Raw genomic sequence first — 16,471 nt, 5'->3', positions numbered from 1 at the left:
ACTCCCGTTGGACCCGTTACTCCTGTTGGACCCGTTACTCCTGTTGGACCCGTTACTCCCGTTGGACCTGTCCCTCCTGTTGGACCTGTGGGTAAAGTAAATGGTGGGATTGGGGGAAGTGTAGGGCCAATTAAATTTGGATTTAATGCATTAGCTTGAAGTATCCCATTTATCTTTTGTATTTCATTTTTATCAAACACATAACTACCTCCTATGAGTGTACTATACTGTAGTAATACAGTTACATATACATAAACTTCATTGATCGTAATATAATATGTTTTTCCTATACTATTGTGTACCTTAAATTGTACTGAACCTTCCATATTTGACTTCCTAAAAATTGTAAACACCTCACCTACATCTACAAAACCATCCACCTCTTTATCCTGCCAAGATCGAGCATCATAGAAACCTAGAATGTTAACTTTAGAAACGAGATTCATACTTTTGAATATTTCAGAAGTCGCTGTACTATGAGCTACTACGCCCTCATAAACACCTACGCCATAACGATATGGTTGTTTTGGTAAATTAGGAATAATAAACGTTCTATCAGCAAAAACACTTGTAGCAAAAGAACCAGCAAGTACTAGAATCATAAGGAACGAGGTAATTAGCTATATTAAAACCAGCTAAAATTGAAATGAATGTAAGTGATTGATTATTTATATCCTTAATTCTTTTCAATATTATTGTTGTATTCGGATTCATATACGCTATAAACAATCTAATAATTATTGTCAAGATAGCTAGTATTAAGAAATCAAAAGTTTTTTCTGCCTTCGTTGCAGAACGCAAATAATTCATTGAAACCTCTATCAGAAACTTATTTGCTTTCCAAAACAGATTTTCTCTTCGTCCATCTCCATAATCGTATCCGCTTAACAAGCATTGTTTTATTTTGAACAGGTATTCTCTTATACATATCGAAATATACAATAAGAAAAAACAATAAAATTGATTATTCTTTCTCTACTTTGTCCATCCTTTTAAAAAATCTATGTTTTTTGTAAAAGGAGTGTTTTTATGGAGAAACAGACACTTTGGAAAAAATTCAAAAAAAGTTCAGTAAAACTCGGTAAATCCAGCGTATATGAAAGTATTATTTTATTCTACACAATGAAAAAGAAAGCGTTACCTACTAAAGCGAAACTCATAATATTAGCCGCTTTATCCTATTACGTATTAACAATCGATTTCATTCCAGATATAGCTGCTATTATTGGGATCGGCTTATTAGATGATGTTTTAGCAATCGCTATAGCGCATAAATTTGTAATGCGTCATGCAGATGCTGAAATTCGAGAGAAGAGCAAAGTAAAAATGGAGTCATTATTCACTTCAGCACAAGCATAATTAAAAAGAGCTAAGATAATTTCCCTTAGCTCTTCTTTCATAAAACTATATTATCCCTTAATACAATTAATAATCAGTGGGACATTTTCACTTTATTATAAATATCATTTCACTTCATTAGCTACAAAAAATTGCTCACAAACACTCGAAATGCGCTGCAAGTCTACGTTCCCACCAGATATAACCGCGACTACCTTTTTCCCTTTAATATACGTATCCACTTTCCCTGCAAGTAGTGCAGCAGTCGCTAATGCACCTGCACCTTCTACAACAGCTTTTCCACGCTGTAATAAGTCTTTCATCGCTACTTCTAATTCACCTTCTGATACTGTTACGATATCATCTACTAATTCTTTTACAACTTCAAAAGTTAAATTGCCTGGTATTTTAACCGCACAGCCATCTGCTATAGTAGGTGCCTCATAATGTTCTACAATTGTACCTTTGTCATAAGATGCCTTCATCCCATGAACATTGTTTGCTTGGACACCAATTATATTAATGGATGGATTAAATGATTTCAATGCAACAGCAATACCAGAAATAATGCCACCTCCGCCAATTGGTACAATGACAGTATCAACATCCCACATATCATCAAGGATATCTAAGCCAATTGTGCCTTGACCAGCCATTACCTCTACATCGTCATATGGATGTAAGTATGTTTCACCTGTTTCTCTTATAATCTCCTCACATTTTGCCTTCGCATCATCAAAAGTTTCACCGTATAAAACAACTTCTGATCCATATCCTCTAGTAGCCTCAACTTTCGCTAAAGGCGCAGAAATTGGCATTACAATTTTACTCTTAATGCCAAGCAAATGAGCAGATAAAGCAATACCTTGTGCATGATTACCTGCCGAACATGCAATAACGCCTCTCTCTTTTTCTTGATCTGTCAACTGTGACATTTTATTAAACGCACCACGAAATTTAAAAGAACCCGTTAATTGCATATTTTCTAATTTCAAGTGAATTTCTCCACCAGTTTTACTAGTCAAATAAAAAGATTTTACTAATGGAGTTTTACGCGCATTTCTGTCTAGAATGTTTTGAGCTTTTTTAATGTCTGCTATATGTAATGGTAGTTTTTTAGTTATCATACTAACACCTCTTCTAATGATTTATAATTTACTATTTGTCTCATTTCTAAGTTTTCGTAAATAATAACCCCTCTATACGCAACCAACTACGTTAAAAAATCATTCCTCATATATGTACGCCATTCTTTAAAGTACATATACGCAAACAATTTAGCATCCTCTTCATATCACGTGCTTTATAGTGATTCAGACATGCTATTTGGATCCAATTATTCTTTTGTAAATATGCTGATTCATAATGAACAATATATCCTTGTAACGCTAACGCATCACCTAGCGCCTTAGAAGACTTATCTTCATTTAATTGAATGGTAACTATAATTGGCGCGGCATGTTCTTTAGGTGAAACAAGATTTAAACCCATATTAGTAATAGCTTGTTCAATATAAGCATATGTCTCTTTTATTTTTATAAATGCCTTTTCATCTTCAAACCTTTTCAACGCTTCTTGCAATGCATAAATTAAATTCCATGAATGGGAGTATGGAATACTATCATTCATTTCATACATACCGATATCCATATACACAGGTATCGCTTCGTTTTTCTCTATCATGTGATTATGAAAAACGAAACATAATCCTGTAAATGATTTAATCGCTTTTCCGCTTACACCACTTGCAAAATATACATCCTTTAAATTTATTGGTATTGCACCAATTGAGCTTATACAATCTACACATAGTTTCATTTGATACTTTTTACAAAGAATGTTTAGTTCTTCTAAATTATTTAACATTCCAGTTGATGTTTCATGGTGAACAAACCAAAGCCATTCATAATTTCCAGTTGCCATTATTTCTTCTAATTCTGTATAAAGAAACGGCTCTGCCCTTTCTTTTTTATACGTATCAAAATTTAAATGTGCACGTCTTGCCTGCTCAATTAATCTATTACCGAACTCCCCGTTCGCTAAAACTAGTCCTTTACCTTTTAATGAACGTAACTGTAAAGCAATTGCATCATTCGCTAACGTCCCTGTTCCTAACATTACTTGTACACGTTTTGCTTTTGTCATTTGCAGTAATCGTTTTTTTACATTTTCCATCGACACTTGAAATGACTTAGAACGATGTGAAATAGGCTTAGTAGAAAATGCCTTTCGAACATTATCTTCAATATCCACTGGTCCAGGTAAAAACGTATATTCTTTCGTCATAATGCCTCCAGCACTCGACTCTTCAAACATAGAAGGTGTAACATACATTGGCTGAAAAGCGGCTTCTTCTGTACCAACTAACGTATGGAAAGGTTTGAATCCCATTTGCTCATATAAAGGTAGTTCACGTGTTGTAGCAGAAATGAGCGCCAATTCATATCCATTTAGAAGCAAATAACGATGTAAAAATCGAATTAGACCTAACAATGCTCTTCCATTTCGATATTCACGTTCTACTGAAAGTAAACGAATTTCATATACGTTTTCTCCATGTTCTTGCAAGTGAAAATCTAAATTTGAAATTTTATGATCTAATGAGAATGGTCGTTTTCCTCGCAACGCAACCATACCTACTAACTTATCCTCATCTAAACAAATTAAATATGTATTTTCTTCATGAAAACGATCTATACGAAAACGTTCTTTCGTTTCTTCATGCTGCGGAATCTCTTCTACAAATGTTTTATAGTTCAATTTATGTATACTTTCAAATTCCCAAGCTTGATCAGCAATTTTATAAATTAACCCCATGTCCTATCCCCTTCATCTCTCTATTTATCGCTCGCTTTTTAATAAAATTATAAGTGGAGATTCCTCCACTTATAAAAGATTCCTTTATTCTCGATTTACATATAAAATAAGTAGAATTATAAGTACACTTAAAATAGTCGTACCAATAGAGAAAGAATAAAAAATCATGCACATTGGTAAACAAGCGATTGTAATTAATCCTGGCTTAGTAAATCCTTTAAATATTAAATAAAACACTATAAAAACGCCTATTAGAGTAAGCGCTATCAAATAATCAAATGCGATTAACCCTCCAATAAATGTTGAAATACCTTTTCCACCCTTGCCTTTAAACAAAATCGGGTAAATATGTCCAAGTAAAACAGCCAGTAAAGCTAACATTACAAATGTAGAATCTTCAAAAAGGTATTTTGCAATAGAAACTACGATTGCCCCTTTGATTGCATCACCTAAAAATGTAGCGACGAAATACCCTTTTCCATATACGCGCCCCATATTTCTTGCGCCAGGATTACCGCTTCCTTCCTGCCGAATATCAACATTATGTTTCCATTTCGTCACTATATAAGCGGTCAATATGTTTCCAAATAAATAAGCAGCCACCAAATACAAAAATTGCATACTATTAATCATGTAATCATTCACTTTCTACATGGGAGTACTTATACAATATTCAATGACTATGTATATTGTACTTTTCTTGCTTTACATCCCTTTGTATATTTTAACATCATATTTTTACAAATCATACAAAAATTCTCATGCATCTATTTTTCAAAATACACACCCTTCATTAGATGATATGTTCCTTTCACTGCCATTTCTGATGGTGGTACAAATATAACTTCTCCCATACTTTTCTCACAGCATTTCTTAAATTCAGCATATATTTCAGGTACTGAACACAATATACTACCACTAACTGCAATTGAAGTTAGTACATCAAACTGCATCTTATTATAATTATTTACTGTAATTCTCGCTAATTCCTTGCCAGCTTGCTGCATAATTTCATATGCATCAGCATTCCCATTTCTCGCCTCCCGAATAATTAATGGCGCGATTGCTGCAACCTTATCTTTTGAGGAAGTATATATTAGACCTTTTATGTGAGATGGCGTCAAAAGTTTAAACTCATTTTGAATGTTTAAGCTTAATGGACAAAGGCTTAATCCTTGATCAAATTGCAATGCCATTTTCTTTAAGGCTTGCAAGGCAATCCAATAACCGCTTCCCTCATCCCCTAAAATATGTCCCCATCCACCGCTATACTCGTACACTTCGTCTTTCTTTCCTATACAAATTGCACCTGTACCACCTATAGTTAATATTCCATTCTTACCTTTTAAAGCAGCTGCATGTGCAATCATTGCGTCATTAAAAACTTCAATTTGCGTTTTATATTTCTTTATTAATCGTAATGTTAATTCATTTGTATTCGCTCCACTTATACCCGCTAATCCTAAACAAATACAAACGCAGTGCCCATCTATTAAAGCTTCCTTGCATTGATCAATCGCCTCCATAATATGCGAAACTGCTTTTTCATAATCTATTAATATGTTTCCAAACCCACTCATACCTCTTACAACTTCGTTTCCGTCTTGATCAAATGCAATTGCTTCTGTCTTCGTTCCCCCGCCGTCTACTCCAATCATATACTTCATATGTCCGCCTCATTTTCATCTTCTTATTGGAGGGAATGTTGTATTCCCTAAAACTACAGATTTCTTTGCACCTGTTACGCTCGGCACATTATTCGGATTACGATGATGCGTTTCGTTTGCTAAAATCGCAAAGGCGATTGCTTCTTTCGCCTCTGAAGAATAGCCTATATCTTCTTGAATAAATATTGCGCATTTTTCTTCTTTCAATCCTTTCCGAATCATTTCAACAAGTGTATCATTATAACTTCCACCACCACCTAGAATTACCTCATCGATTTCATAATATGGAAGAATAAATTTCTTATAATGATGAACAATTGAACTTGCTGTAAACATCGTGACAGTCGTCAAAAGATTTTCTTTACCATGCTTTTCAAACCGCTTCAATAATTCACTTACAAACTCTTCTCCAAACTGTTCTCTACCAGTTGATTTCGGTGGATTCATTTTCAAAAATGGATGGTTCATACAATATGTCAAAATTTCATCTACAACTACTCCTTGTTTTGCAATCCAACCATTTTGATCATATGGCAACTGAAATAATCTTTGACATACATCATCGATTATCATATTTCCTGGGCCAGTATCAAAAGCAATAACGCTCTTATTACTTACTTCACTTGGAATCATTGTAACATTACCGATCCCGCCAATATTTTGTAGTAGTCTATTTTTAGTTTGATGACGATACAAAATGACCTCTGAATATGGCACAAGTGGTGCACCTTGTCCCCCTGCTGCCATATCCATCGTTCGAAAATTAGAGATAACCGTAGTGTTCGTTTCATATGCTATAACTGCTGGCTCTCCAATTTGTAATGTTGAGGGCATCATATTACCATCTTGTTTTGGTTGATGATAAATCGTTTGTCCGTGAGAACCTATTAAATCTAATTTTTCCAATGAAATATTTGACTCTTTACAAACTTCCTTTACAGCGTTGGCAAAACATAAACCGAGCTTAAAATTCAAACTGCATATGAGTTGGACATTTGAATTTTCTAATGATAACGATTGTTGTATTTCATTTTTTATATCATTACAAAATGGACAGTAGTAAAATGTATAAGTTCGACTTTAGAATCTACACCGCTTCCTTCTATATGAACGAGCGCTACATCTATTCCATCTAATGAAGTACCTGACATTATTCCTGCAATATACATAACATGCATGACCTCCTATTTATTAAAAAACAATCATGTAAGTTACAAACGTACACCCGATCGAAAACAATATAAATCTAAAAAATAACTGAGCTTTTGATACAAATGATCCATCAATGAAAGAAACAACAATCGTAAGCAAAACACTCGCCGCAAAGCTTGTAACGAGCCATATACTATGCATTTGTGATAGATTTAGCATTCTTAATAAAGGCACGAAAAGTAAATTCGCACATATCACTCCAAATAACAATAAAAATACACCTTTATAACTAAATTTTATATTCATTCCATTTCACCCTCTCTGGACTTAATGTGAAAGAAGTGATAGACAAAATGCCTATCACTTAAAAATAAAATATAAAACTTACGGATTAATAGATTCCCCATCACCATTTTTCTCAATTTCAAGCATGTTTTTGTCGTACATTTTAAAGAATGGTAAATAAATAAGGAATGATATTGTTATGTTTATAAATACGAGTACAATCGCTCGCCAATCCCCACCTGTTGCTAAATACGCGCCAATTGGAGCTGGCAATGTCCACGGCGGCATAATATGTGTTGGCGTTACAAATCCCATCGCAGTTGCTGAATATGCAATAGTTGCTGTTACTAGTGGTGTAATGATAAATGGGATAATTAAAATTGGATTCAATACAATCGGCAAACCGAATATAACTGGTTCATTAATATTAAAAATCCCAGGTACAATACAAGTTCTCGATAATGCCTTCGAATATTTTGATCGACCAAATACGATCATTGCTAATACAAGTCCTAGCGTTGCGCCCGAACCACCAATCCATATAAACCATTGGTATAATGGTTCTGGTGAAATGAATGGCAACTGATCTGCTCCACTAGCAACCGCTTCACCATTTTTCCCTAAGTAAACTTCCCATAATGGCCGAGCAACAGTTCCAACAACCGACACACCATGGATTCCGAATGACCAAAAAAATGTAATTAAAAACACTGGAATGATTACACCGAAGTAACTATCACCAGCTTTTACTAACGGTGCCGCTAATTTATCAACTACATGATGTAAATCAATACTAAAAACGACAGTTACTAAACTCATTAAAATAATTACGAATGCAGCAGGTATAAGTGCTTCAAACGAACGTGAAACAGACGGCGGTACTTGTTCTGGCATTTTAATCATTACATTTTTCGTCTTACAAAATCTTAAAATCTCTACTGATAAAATAGAAACGATCATCGTCACGAATAATCCATGCCCCCCGAGATTTGTCATCGGAAGCATAAATCCTTTTTTATCAATTAATTCAGGGGTTAACGTTAATAGCAGTGAACATACCGCAAGCTGTGCCCCTGATAAAGCGTCTAACTTATAACTTTTCGCTAAATTGTATCCTATACCAAATGCTATATATAAAGACATAATAAACATCGTTAAACGATATGGTATTAATATACTTGTTTGATTTTTCAATGCCCAAACTGATATGAAACTATCTTTCGGTAATGGTGGAAATGCTACTATTAAAAAGAAACTCCCTACGATAATAAATGGTAACGCCGAAATAACTCCATCACGGATTGCTTGTAAATGCCTCTGTTCAGAAAGCCTTGCCATCGGTCCAGATAAGTTTTTATCAAGAAACGTGACAAACTTATTCATAACGCTTCCCCCTAACTAACTAATTAATTCATTTACAGTTTTTAATAAAGTCGGTCCACCAAGCGGCGTGTATGCTTGCGGTGGAATAATACCGCACGGAATGGATTCCTGTTCTGTAAGTTTTTTTACAGCGTCAAATCTATGTCTAACTTGAGGTGCAACCATTACAACATCCCAACCATTCTTTACTTCTTCCTCCACCTCACTTGTTCCAATAGCATGCACTTCCATGTTCATACCTTTTTTCTCTGCTTCTTTTTTTAAAGCGTTTACAACAATTGCGCTGGACATTCCTCCAGAACAAACGAATAAAACTTTCATTATTGAATCCTCCTATACTTATAAATTGTTTCCTTCAAATGAAAGAAAGTTTCACTTTACTAACAAGCATATGAAGAAATGAAACGATTTAGTTATACTGAAAGTAAATTTCACTAAAAATATTTTTCCTATTAAATTAATGTTTCAATATTTATTTTTCTCAATTGCAGGACCAACCTCACATCATATATTATTTTAAATAATCGTATAATAGGGAGGCGTATAAATGATTATGAAACGTTTATTAATGATGTGCTGTATCGTCATCTTGTTTACTCCTTTCTCTTTCATTTCCCCTCACTCTACTTATGCTGAAGTAAATACTACTTACAAAAAACATGAATTACGCGCTGTATGGATCGCATCTGTTCTTAATATTGATTGGCCCTCAAAAACTGGCTTACCCATCGAAAAGCAGAAACAAGAATTTATAAGACTATTAGACGATGTAAAAAACACTGGTATGAATGCAGTCGTTGTACAAATTAAACCGACTGCCGATGCTTTCTATCCTTCAAATTACGGTCCTTGGTCTGAATACATTACGGGTACACAAGGAAAAGACCCTGGATACGACCCACTCGCATTTATGATTGAAGAAGCACATAAAAGAAATATAGAATTCCATGCATGGATTAATCCATACCGAATAACGATGAATCACACTGATATAAACCGATTATCGGATAATCACCCTGCCAAACAGCATCCGGATTGGGTTGTGTCTTATGGCGGAAAATTATATTACAACCCTGGTATTCCAGATGTGAAAAACTTTATAACGGAAGGCGCTTTAGAAATTGTAAAAAATTATGATGTTGATGCAATTCATATGGACGATTATTTTTATCCTTATAAAGTAGTTGGTGAAGAATTCCCTGATCAAAAGACGTACGAAACTTATAATAATGGTAAATTTATAAATATAGAAGATTGGCGACGTAACAATGTTAATGAACTTGTCAAAGGTTTAAATACTGCTATAAAACAAGAAAAATCATACGTAAAGTTTGGCATTAGCCCATTTGGCGTATGGCGAAATATAGCTGACGATCCAACTGGCTCTAACACAACTGCAGGTCAAAGAAACTACGATGACCTTTACGCTGACACACGTGAGTGGATACAAAAAGGATATATAGACTACATTACACCTCAAATATATTGGAATATAGGTTTCACACCTGCCGCATATGATATATTAGTAGATTGGTGGGTAAAAGAAACAAATAACAAACCGATTCACCTATACATCGGTCAGGCGACTTATAAAATTAATAACAACTCTGTCCCTGCTTGGTCTGAGCCAGAAGAATATCCAAAGCAAATCGCTTTAAACCATCAATATCCACAAATAAAAGGTAGTATGCATTTCAGTTTAAAAGATATTAATAACAATCCACTTGGAATTAAAGATAAACTCTCAAAAGACATATATAAACACCCTGCATTAATCCCGCCTATGCCTTGGCTTGATCACAATCCACCCAAACAACCAACTTTAAAAGGTGCCATTCCAAGAAATGAAGGTATTGCTATAGGTATCATTGATGATAGAGAAAATGACTCTGCTTATTACGCCATTTACCGTGTAAATGGCAAAAATCAAGTGGATATACAAAACCCAAAAAATTTACTTACAACTGTAAGAAAAACAAAGCTTGGAGAAATTTATGTAGATAAAACGGCTATTTCTGGAGAAACGTATACGTATGCGGTAACTGCAGTTGATCGATTGCATAATGAGAGTGTTGCTTCTAGTTATACTACCGTAAAGGCAAAATAAAATCTCATAAAAAAACGCCTTAAAGCTGTAATACTTAGCTTTTAAGGCGTTTTTTTTATTTATTCTTAAACTTCTCAGTCGCTGCTCTCATCTTCACATTCAAATCATGATCAATGGAGTCGCGAATATCACGCTCGACTACTTCCATTTCTTTTTGGAAATTTTGCAAGTAGACTTTTAACTCTTCTTCTTTTTCTGGTCGTTGTGACGGAGGTAATTGCACCACTAAAGATAACATCGCAGTTAAATCTTTCATTAAGAACGTTTCAAGTTTATGTTGTTGTTCAAACATACGCTGCTCCTGATAATACGGCAAGGCATTTAATACTGAAATTGTAATATCATCAACCGTTCGTTGTAATGAAGGATTTATTGAGCGTTTATACGCTTGAATTGTATTTAATGCATCTGGATATCGATCATAGAAATACAATTTATAAAACGATAAGTCTGTCGGTTTTACAGTTTGCTGCGTTTCTTGTCTTAAGAAATCTTTCACTTTCATCGCGGCCACATCGATATCTTCATTTGTAAGCTTTTTCGTTGTTTTTGCCATTACATGCACTTTTTTCTGTTTTTCTTTCGGTAACATTGAAAATACTTGTTCTCTCGTACGTTGACCTGATGTACAGAAAAGAGTATTCAATGTATGTTGTTCTTTCTTTCCTTCCGTACGAATCCAGCGATAAAAAAGTGGATGTTGCGTAAACTCTTGTAAAAACGGTGTCGATTTGTTTGATAATTTCTCAATGGAATCTTGTGCTCTCTTATATGGTTTCGTCCATGAAAAATAAAGTTTACGTCCGAAGTATACAACTAAAACAACGACAGTAAATGCGATTAAAAGTAATGACCCTAGTAGTAATAATACTCCTTGAATGAAACTCATTTTTTCACCTCCTCTAAAAGTCTGTTATTTCCTTGGACGCTGAATGAGTTTCTGCTTCATCTCATCATTAAATGTATCTAGTTCAATTACAAATTTCTTACTAGACTCAATAATACGTTCTGACGATTTCTCAGATGCTTCAATAGCGGCGAATACATTTTGGAATGATTCACGTAATTTATCCATACTAATAGCAGGATTTTCAAGAAGTTTTGTTGTTTCTTCTGTATTTTGTTTTAATGCTTGAGAATTGCTTAATACCATTGATTCGATCGCTTCATTTGTCGCATTAACTGCATCGATTGTTTTACGTTGATTTGTTAATGCTAACTGGATTGCAGCTGAAACCGTTACAACATTTTGTGTCATCGTAATTGCATTACGAATTGCCTCTGATAGCTTTTCATTATTTTTCTTAATGATGTCTACAGATGCGATAGATTGTAATAATACACTTTTCGCTTGCTGCATATTACGTGTACGTACAAGTATCTTTTCTAATGCATCATTTATTAATGGAATATCCCTTTGACGTTCTGGGTTTTGTTTCTCGGCTTCAAGCATTCCTGCCAGTTTTCTTCCTAAGTATACTTGTTTATCAAGAGCGTGAATTTTATCGTGCGATTGTTCTTTAAGCATTTCAAGACCAACTGTATCTTCTTGTAAGTTATCACGACCAATTAGAAGGGATCTTATAATCTCCTCAATTTGCTTATCTATAGATTGATATTTATGCACGTATGTTTCAAGTGGATTTTTTTTGAATACTTTAAACATAATTTTCTTCATACCACTTGCTTTTAATGAATTCGGATCAAGCTCTGATACCACTTTTCGTAATTCTAACAATGTATTTGGAATTTCTTCATTCTTTCCATTCATCATCGCTGTCACAGGACGTTTTAAAGCTGATAGCGTTTGTCCTGCCGCTTGCTGCTCTTTATCTCCTAAGTCTCCAAGCTGCGACAATACTTTTGATAAATCTGTATTTTGCTCGCTATTTAACTTTTGTACATACAGATCAGCTTCTTTATTTAATTGTTCAAGTTCTGCATCTTTTATTACTGTATCCACTACTACTTCTACATTATTATCTTTCACAATCGATACAGGTTCTTTTTTCTCGAGTTCAGTCAACAAAATCGCTCCTTTATTTATATGTGCGAATTTATATGCACTATATTTCATCTAATATATCGTATTTCATACACATTTTGCTTGCTTGAAATCGATTTTTCAAGAAATACCTGCTTATGCAGTCATTCCCTGTTTCATAGTATAAGTATACCTGTTCTCTTCTTTATTTTCCTCAGACTTAAGACCTAGAGAGGAACATGCTGAAGGCGGATTCTTTACGGATCCCATTATTTATTACCTCTTCATTCTAATTTGAAATTCGATTGGTCAATCTCCTTCAAATCATACAGCACTCAATCTTTTGACATTTGTTATCTTTCAATGTGATAATTATGTCATGCTCGCTTCTACTTATTTTTTCGAGCAACGAATGCTCCCTTTTGAAAAGCTAATAACGCCGTTTCGTACGTATCATCTTCTTCAATCATCTTGATAAACTCCGCTAATTCTTCTGTATGTGAAGTTGCATTATCAATAACAAGCAAACCTTTTGGCTCTAAAATACGTTTTATATGTTCCCACCACCACAAGTATTGTGTACGTTCTGAATCTAGGAAAATAAAATCAAATGAATGATCTAATTGCGAATCTAAAAACGCCCCAGCTTCTTGATTATGGACATCAATTCTCTGTACAAGGTTTGCCTTTTCAAAATTTACAATTGCCTCTCCAACCCGTTCTGAAGAAAGCTCTACAGTTGTTACATTTCCATTTGTTTCTTCTACCGCATTAGCTAACCACAATGTAGAATAACCATTAGAAGTTCCAATTTCTAAAATGTTTTTTGCATTACACCCTTTTACTAAAATTGATAAAAATTGCCCCATCTCACGAGAAATATTCCGTAATTTTTCTTCCCGCGTTTTTTTATTTCGATCATGCTCTACTCCATATTGTTCAAGTTGAGATAATAATGAATCTACAGTATCCATCCTTTTCATCGCCTTTCAAAAAGCAATATGATGAAAAAGCTCTTGCTGCCCGTCTACTTTTCATTATATGCGAAACGAAACCCTTTTTCTCGTTATATGACAAAGTTTTAAATTTTTTTATAGCATATTGTTTCGTTTTTTGGTAAAGTTAATTTCTACGTGCAATTATTCCATTCATACTATTTTTAATTAAATTGCAGTTATTAAATAATATAAACCCCATTTAAATGAATCGGTATTTCAAATTCAATTAAGCGCCCTTTCCGGACGCATTTTCTTTTGTTTATATATTTCTAGAAGAAAGGATGCTTACAATGAACGTGATTAGCTTAGATGCCGCTAGAAAGCGAAAACAGCATAAAAAATTAATGATTACTATACCGATTATTTCACGTATTTATGAAGAAGACGGGGAAATTAAATTTGAGGTAGCCGGCGAAAAAGATGTACCTCTTGAAATGTTAGAAAAATAAAAAAAAGACGCACTTCTAAAGAAATGCGTCTTTTTTATACTATTACATTTAAGTGCATAAGTTTTTCAGGATTAACCATCATATAAATGTTTGAAATTTTCTCATCCTCAAATGCGAATGAAAGTACATACGTCACTTTATTATTTATTGTAACGATAACGCCCGGTGCACCATTTACTATTTTGAAATCAACACTATACTTTTCTGGCAAGCGTTTTGTAATTCCAAAAAACAAACGTATAATTTTATCTGCAGAATAAATCGGATTAATAGCAGTTGTAACTTTACCACCACCATCTGCTTTAAATATCGCATCTGTTTTTAATACTTCTAGCATGCCTTCTGCATCCCCACACTGTAATGACGATACAAACTTTTCCACATAGGCAGCCATCTTCTTCGTACTTAGTGTTGATTGCTTCGGCTTATCTAAAATACTTTTTCGTGCGCGTTGAAAGATCTTCCGGCAATTCACACTACTCTTATCAACAATTGAAGCTATTTCCTCGTAGTCATAACTCAAAACCTCTCTTAATATGAAAACAACCCTTTCTACCTCAGACAGTTGTTGTAAAAGTAATAAATATGCCGTAGAAATTGATTCTTTCATTACAAATGACTCTGCTGGCTCATCAGCCTCTTCCACAAATGGCTCTGGTAACCACATCCCTACATATACATTACGTTTATGCGCTGCCGAACGTAATTTATCAATTGAACGATTTGTCGCCATTTTACACAAATATGCTTTCATATTTTCTATAGATTGAACATCCTCTATATTATTTACCGTGATAAATACGTCATGAACGATATCTTCAGCGTCCATAACACTCCCAAGGATTCTATATGCTAATGAAAATAATAATGGTTGATACGCTTCATATAATTGCTCCGTCTCCATGATGAACTGCCTCACTTTCTAATTGCTTTAAAATGTGTAACGCTGCACGTTTCCCGCTTGCTACCGCAGCATCAGCTAATATTTCATCATGCCCAGCCCAATCTCCTGCAACGTAAACACCTGGCATTTCAGGTATATTAGGGCCCGGTTTTTCAACACGGTCAATATGAGGAAAATCATGTACTACCGTTATTTTCGGTAAATATTGCTTTGCAACAACTTCTCTTTTCCAATTCGGATGTAGCAACTCCATCGTATTTTCTAACTGTTCTTGATCATCATGAAAATGATTTATCCCTAGCAAAGGATTATGGTACTTAATTAAGCTCACTACTATTGAGCCATCTTCACTTAATTTAGCTGCTCTTGATTGATTCGTGAAAAATATAGGTTGATCTAACCCTAATGCAAATTGATGTGTAGGGTTGGTTAAGCGTCTTAAACCAATATCTAATGCAGCGACGGTAACCGGTACCGATTGTTTACTCCATCTATACAAACTTGTTCTTTCTGCACCTTTTATTATTTTACAAGCCTCTTTTGGTGGAGTCGTCACGATGACTGTGCCTACTTCAAATAACTCATCGTCAAAACAATGTATTCTTTGTTTATCTTCGTAATGCTCTATTTCCAAAACATGTTTATTAGCCGAAAATTGCACCCCGACATTATTCGCCATATCTCTTAATTTTGTTATTATCGTCTCCCAACCACCATCTACATAAAATACTCCTTCTTTCATAGACAGCTGTATTTGCTTTAGTACAGATGATGCTAATTGTATTGTAGGAGCAAACGTATATGTTGTTGTTCGGCATAGCGCATAAAATATATTTCGAACCATTGGATCTTTTATTTCATTTTCTGCCCAAGTAGATAAACTCATTTTTTGAACTTTTCCTACATCTAATTTCCCTAAATGAATCATAAGACGAGAGAATTGTACTTTTGCAGACCATGAAAGTAACGGTGTTGATAAAATGGAGCGAAAATCTGTTGGAATGGTAAATACATCCCCTTTCCATATTCCATGTGCTTTTGTAGATGGCATTCCACCTGGGAGATTCAAACCTAACTCATTAAAAGTTAAAAATGCTGCTCCACCTCTATATAAAGCATGTGCACCAAGATCCATACAAATGCCATTTTTATTTACAGTCATCCCTCGACCACCGAAGCGACTGGATTTTTCCAATACAATAACTTTCCTTCCAGCTTTCGCTAAATATATAGATGCTGTTAATCCAGCAAGCCCACCGCCAACAATTGCTACATCAAATTTTCTCATAATAAAATCCCTCCTTATCGTTCTACATACAAGACGAACGAATTAGGAGGGATGTGACATTCAGTTACACATAATTTATTTCTCCTAACCACTCCATTG

17 protein-coding genes and 1 pseudogene are annotated in these 16,471 nt (G+C 34.5%); 3 read left to right on the top strand and 15 right to left on the bottom strand.

Translation table 11 applies throughout. The features are described from left to right. Positions 1–602, bottom strand: a 602-nt coding sequence (locus BAU23_RS30555; RefSeq protein ID WP_244159708.1) for an exosporium leader peptide-containing protein, incomplete at its 3' end; no start/stop codon positions are given. After that, a complete protein-coding gene (locus BAU23_RS30920; protein WP_071734241.1) occupies positions 556–810 on the bottom strand; it encodes a hypothetical protein in 255 nt (84 codons plus the stop codon). The genes BAU23_RS30555 and BAU23_RS30920, both read right to left, overlap by 47 nt. Positions 811–1,029: 219 nt before the next feature. Between BAU23_RS30920 and BAU23_RS09480 the strand changes: the two genes are divergently transcribed. After that, positions 1,030–1,359 (top strand): YkvA family protein, encoded by a 330-nt coding sequence (locus BAU23_RS09480; protein WP_071734239.1) that lies wholly within the window; start codon positions 1,030–1,032, stop codon positions 1,357–1,359. A gap of 104 nt (positions 1,360–1,463) precedes the next feature. Here the strand turns inward: BAU23_RS09480 and tdcB are convergent, their stop codons facing one another. The 8 genes and pseudogenes from tdcB to BAU23_RS09440 all read right to left on the bottom strand — a co-directional run bounded on the left by tdcB (position 1,464) and on the right by BAU23_RS09440 (position 8,963). Beyond that, positions 1,464–2,465, bottom strand: coding sequence for a bifunctional threonine ammonia-lyase/L-serine ammonia-lyase TdcB (gene tdcB, locus BAU23_RS09475; RefSeq protein WP_000628896.1), 1,002 nt, complete (start codon positions 2,463–2,465; stop codon positions 1,464–1,466). Between the two features lie 106 nt (positions 2,466–2,571). Continuing rightward, positions 2,572–4,155, bottom strand: a complete 1,584-nt coding sequence (locus BAU23_RS09470) for an aminotransferase class V-fold PLP-dependent enzyme (protein ID WP_071734237.1) — start codon at positions 4,153–4,155, stop codon at positions 2,572–2,574. An 84-nt stretch (positions 4,156–4,239) separates the two neighbouring features. Continuing rightward, positions 4,240–4,788 (bottom strand): glycerol-3-phosphate 1-O-acyltransferase PlsY, encoded by a 549-nt coding sequence (gene plsY / locus BAU23_RS09465; RefSeq protein WP_000610839.1) that lies wholly within the window; start codon positions 4,786–4,788, stop codon positions 4,240–4,242. Between the two features lie 134 nt (positions 4,789–4,922). Continuing rightward, positions 4,923–5,822, bottom strand: a complete 900-nt coding sequence (locus BAU23_RS09460; RefSeq protein ID WP_071734235.1) for a BadF/BadG/BcrA/BcrD ATPase family protein — start codon at positions 5,820–5,822, stop codon at positions 4,923–4,925. Between the two features lie 15 nt (positions 5,823–5,837). Then, a pseudogene (gene anmK / locus BAU23_RS09455) lies at positions 5,838–6,991 on the bottom strand (anhydro-N-acetylmuramic acid kinase AnmK). 22 nt (positions 6,992–7,013) lie between these two features. After that, positions 7,014–7,280 (bottom strand): hypothetical protein, encoded by a 267-nt coding sequence (locus BAU23_RS09450; RefSeq protein ID WP_001021975.1) that lies wholly within the window; start codon positions 7,278–7,280, stop codon positions 7,014–7,016. Between the two features lie 78 nt (positions 7,281–7,358). After that, positions 7,359–8,642: a PTS sugar transporter subunit IIC gene (locus BAU23_RS09445; RefSeq protein ID WP_001032299.1), complete on the bottom strand. Its 1,284-nt coding sequence runs from the start codon at positions 8,640–8,642 to the stop codon at positions 7,359–7,361. 15 nt (positions 8,643–8,657) lie between these two features. Continuing rightward, positions 8,658–8,963, bottom strand: coding sequence for a PTS sugar transporter subunit IIB (locus BAU23_RS09440; protein ID WP_000865888.1), 306 nt, complete (start codon positions 8,961–8,963; stop codon positions 8,658–8,660). Positions 8,964–9,189: 226 nt separating this feature from the next. On the opposite strand from BAU23_RS09440, the gene BAU23_RS09435 reads away from it, so the two are divergent. Further along, the gene (locus tag BAU23_RS09435; protein ID WP_000605567.1) at positions 9,190–10,749 is read left to right on the top strand and encodes a glycoside hydrolase family 10-like protein; all 1,560 of its coding nucleotides are present in this window, start codon (positions 9,190–9,192) and stop codon (positions 10,747–10,749) included. A gap of 55 nt (positions 10,750–10,804) precedes the next feature. Here BAU23_RS09435 and BAU23_RS09430 read toward each other — a convergent pair whose 3' ends face one another. The 3 genes from BAU23_RS09430 to BAU23_RS09420 all read right to left on the bottom strand — a co-directional run bounded on the left by BAU23_RS09430 (position 10,805) and on the right by BAU23_RS09420 (position 13,716). Then, complete coding sequence (locus BAU23_RS09430) at positions 10,805–11,638, bottom strand: DUF3974 domain-containing protein (protein WP_002069267.1); 834 nt, start codon at positions 11,636–11,638, stop codon at positions 10,805–10,807. A 24-nt stretch (positions 11,639–11,662) separates the two neighbouring features. Continuing rightward, on the bottom strand, positions 11,663–12,775 hold the full coding sequence (locus BAU23_RS09425; RefSeq protein ID WP_000137400.1) for a toxic anion resistance protein: 1,113 nt from the start codon (positions 12,773–12,775) through the stop codon (positions 11,663–11,665). Between the two features lie 347 nt (positions 12,776–13,122). After that, positions 13,123–13,716 (bottom strand): O-methyltransferase, encoded by a 594-nt coding sequence (locus BAU23_RS09420; RefSeq protein WP_033656583.1) that lies wholly within the window; start codon positions 13,714–13,716, stop codon positions 13,123–13,125. A 305-nt stretch (positions 13,717–14,021) separates the two neighbouring features. Between BAU23_RS09420 and BAU23_RS30150 the strand changes: the two genes are divergently transcribed. Continuing rightward, a complete protein-coding gene (locus tag BAU23_RS30150; RefSeq protein ID WP_001100983.1) occupies positions 14,022–14,180 on the top strand; it encodes a hypothetical protein in 159 nt (52 codons plus the stop codon). 34 nt (positions 14,181–14,214) lie between these two features. Here BAU23_RS30150 and BAU23_RS09410 read toward each other — a convergent pair whose 3' ends face one another. Both BAU23_RS09410 and BAU23_RS09405 read right to left on the bottom strand, forming a co-directional pair. After that, complete coding sequence (locus tag BAU23_RS09410; protein WP_071734233.1) at positions 14,215–15,084, bottom strand: sigma-70 family RNA polymerase sigma factor; 870 nt, start codon at positions 15,082–15,084, stop codon at positions 14,215–14,217. Next, on the bottom strand, positions 15,062–16,372 hold the full coding sequence (locus tag BAU23_RS09405; protein WP_071734232.1) for a phytoene desaturase family protein: 1,311 nt from the start codon (positions 16,370–16,372) through the stop codon (positions 15,062–15,064). Before BAU23_RS09405 ends, BAU23_RS09410 begins: the two co-directional genes overlap by 23 nt. Between the last annotated feature and the right edge of the window lie 99 nt (positions 16,373–16,471).

Source organism: Bacillus nitratireducens (genome assembly GCF_001884135.1).
In the GTDB taxonomy this organism is placed as follows: Bacteria; Bacillota; Bacilli; order Bacillales; family Bacillaceae_G; genus Bacillus_A; species Bacillus_A nitratireducens.
The sequence above is the reverse complement of the archived record's forward strand: the minus strand, read 5'-3'. Positions and strand labels throughout refer to the sequence as shown.

Excerpts from the sequence above, each read along its gene's own strand:
- BAU23_RS30920 (WP_071734241.1), bottom strand. The coding sequence starts at position 810 with ATGAATTATTTGCGTTCTGCAACGAAGGCAGAAAAAACTTTTGATTTC.
- BAU23_RS09480 (WP_071734239.1), top strand. The coding sequence starts at position 1,030 with ATGGAGAAACAGACACTTTGGAAAAAATTCAAAAAAAGTTCAGTAAAA.
- BAU23_RS09435 (WP_000605567.1), top strand. The coding sequence starts at position 9,190 with ATGATTATGAAACGTTTATTAATGATGTGCTGTATCGTCATCTTGTTT.
- BAU23_RS09410 (WP_071734233.1), bottom strand. The coding sequence starts at position 15,084 with ATGGAGACGGAGCAATTATATGAAGCGTATCAACCATTATTATTTTCA.
- BAU23_RS09405 (WP_071734232.1), bottom strand. The coding sequence starts at position 16,372 with ATGAGAAAATTTGATGTAGCAATTGTTGGCGGTGGGCTTGCTGGATTA.
- BAU23_RS09460 (WP_071734235.1), bottom strand. The coding sequence starts at position 5,822 with ATGAAGTATATGATTGGAGTAGACGGCGGGGGAACGAAGACAGAAGCA.
- BAU23_RS09470 (WP_071734237.1), bottom strand. The coding sequence starts at position 4,155 with ATGGGGTTAATTTATAAAATTGCTGATCAAGCTTGGGAATTTGAAAGT.
- BAU23_RS09440 (WP_000865888.1), bottom strand. The coding sequence starts at position 8,963 with ATGAAAGTTTTATTCGTTTGTTCTGGAGGAATGTCCAGCGCAATTGTT.
- plsY (WP_000610839.1), bottom strand. The coding sequence starts at position 4,788 with ATGATTAATAGTATGCAATTTTTGTATTTGGTGGCTGCTTATTTATTT.
- tdcB (WP_000628896.1), bottom strand. The coding sequence starts at position 2,465 with ATGATAACTAAAAAACTACCATTACATATAGCAGACATTAAAAAAGCT.
- BAU23_RS09450 (WP_001021975.1), bottom strand. The coding sequence starts at position 7,280 with ATGAATATAAAATTTAGTTATAAAGGTGTATTTTTATTGTTATTTGGA.
- BAU23_RS30150 (WP_001100983.1), top strand. The coding sequence starts at position 14,022 with ATGAACGTGATTAGCTTAGATGCCGCTAGAAAGCGAAAACAGCATAAA.
- BAU23_RS09430 (WP_002069267.1), bottom strand. The coding sequence starts at position 11,638 with ATGAGTTTCATTCAAGGAGTATTATTACTACTAGGGTCATTACTTTTA.
- BAU23_RS09445 (WP_001032299.1), bottom strand. The coding sequence starts at position 8,642 with ATGAATAAGTTTGTCACGTTTCTTGATAAAAACTTATCTGGACCGATG.
- BAU23_RS09420 (WP_033656583.1), bottom strand. The coding sequence starts at position 13,716 with ATGAAAAGGATGGATACTGTAGATTCATTATTATCTCAACTTGAACAA.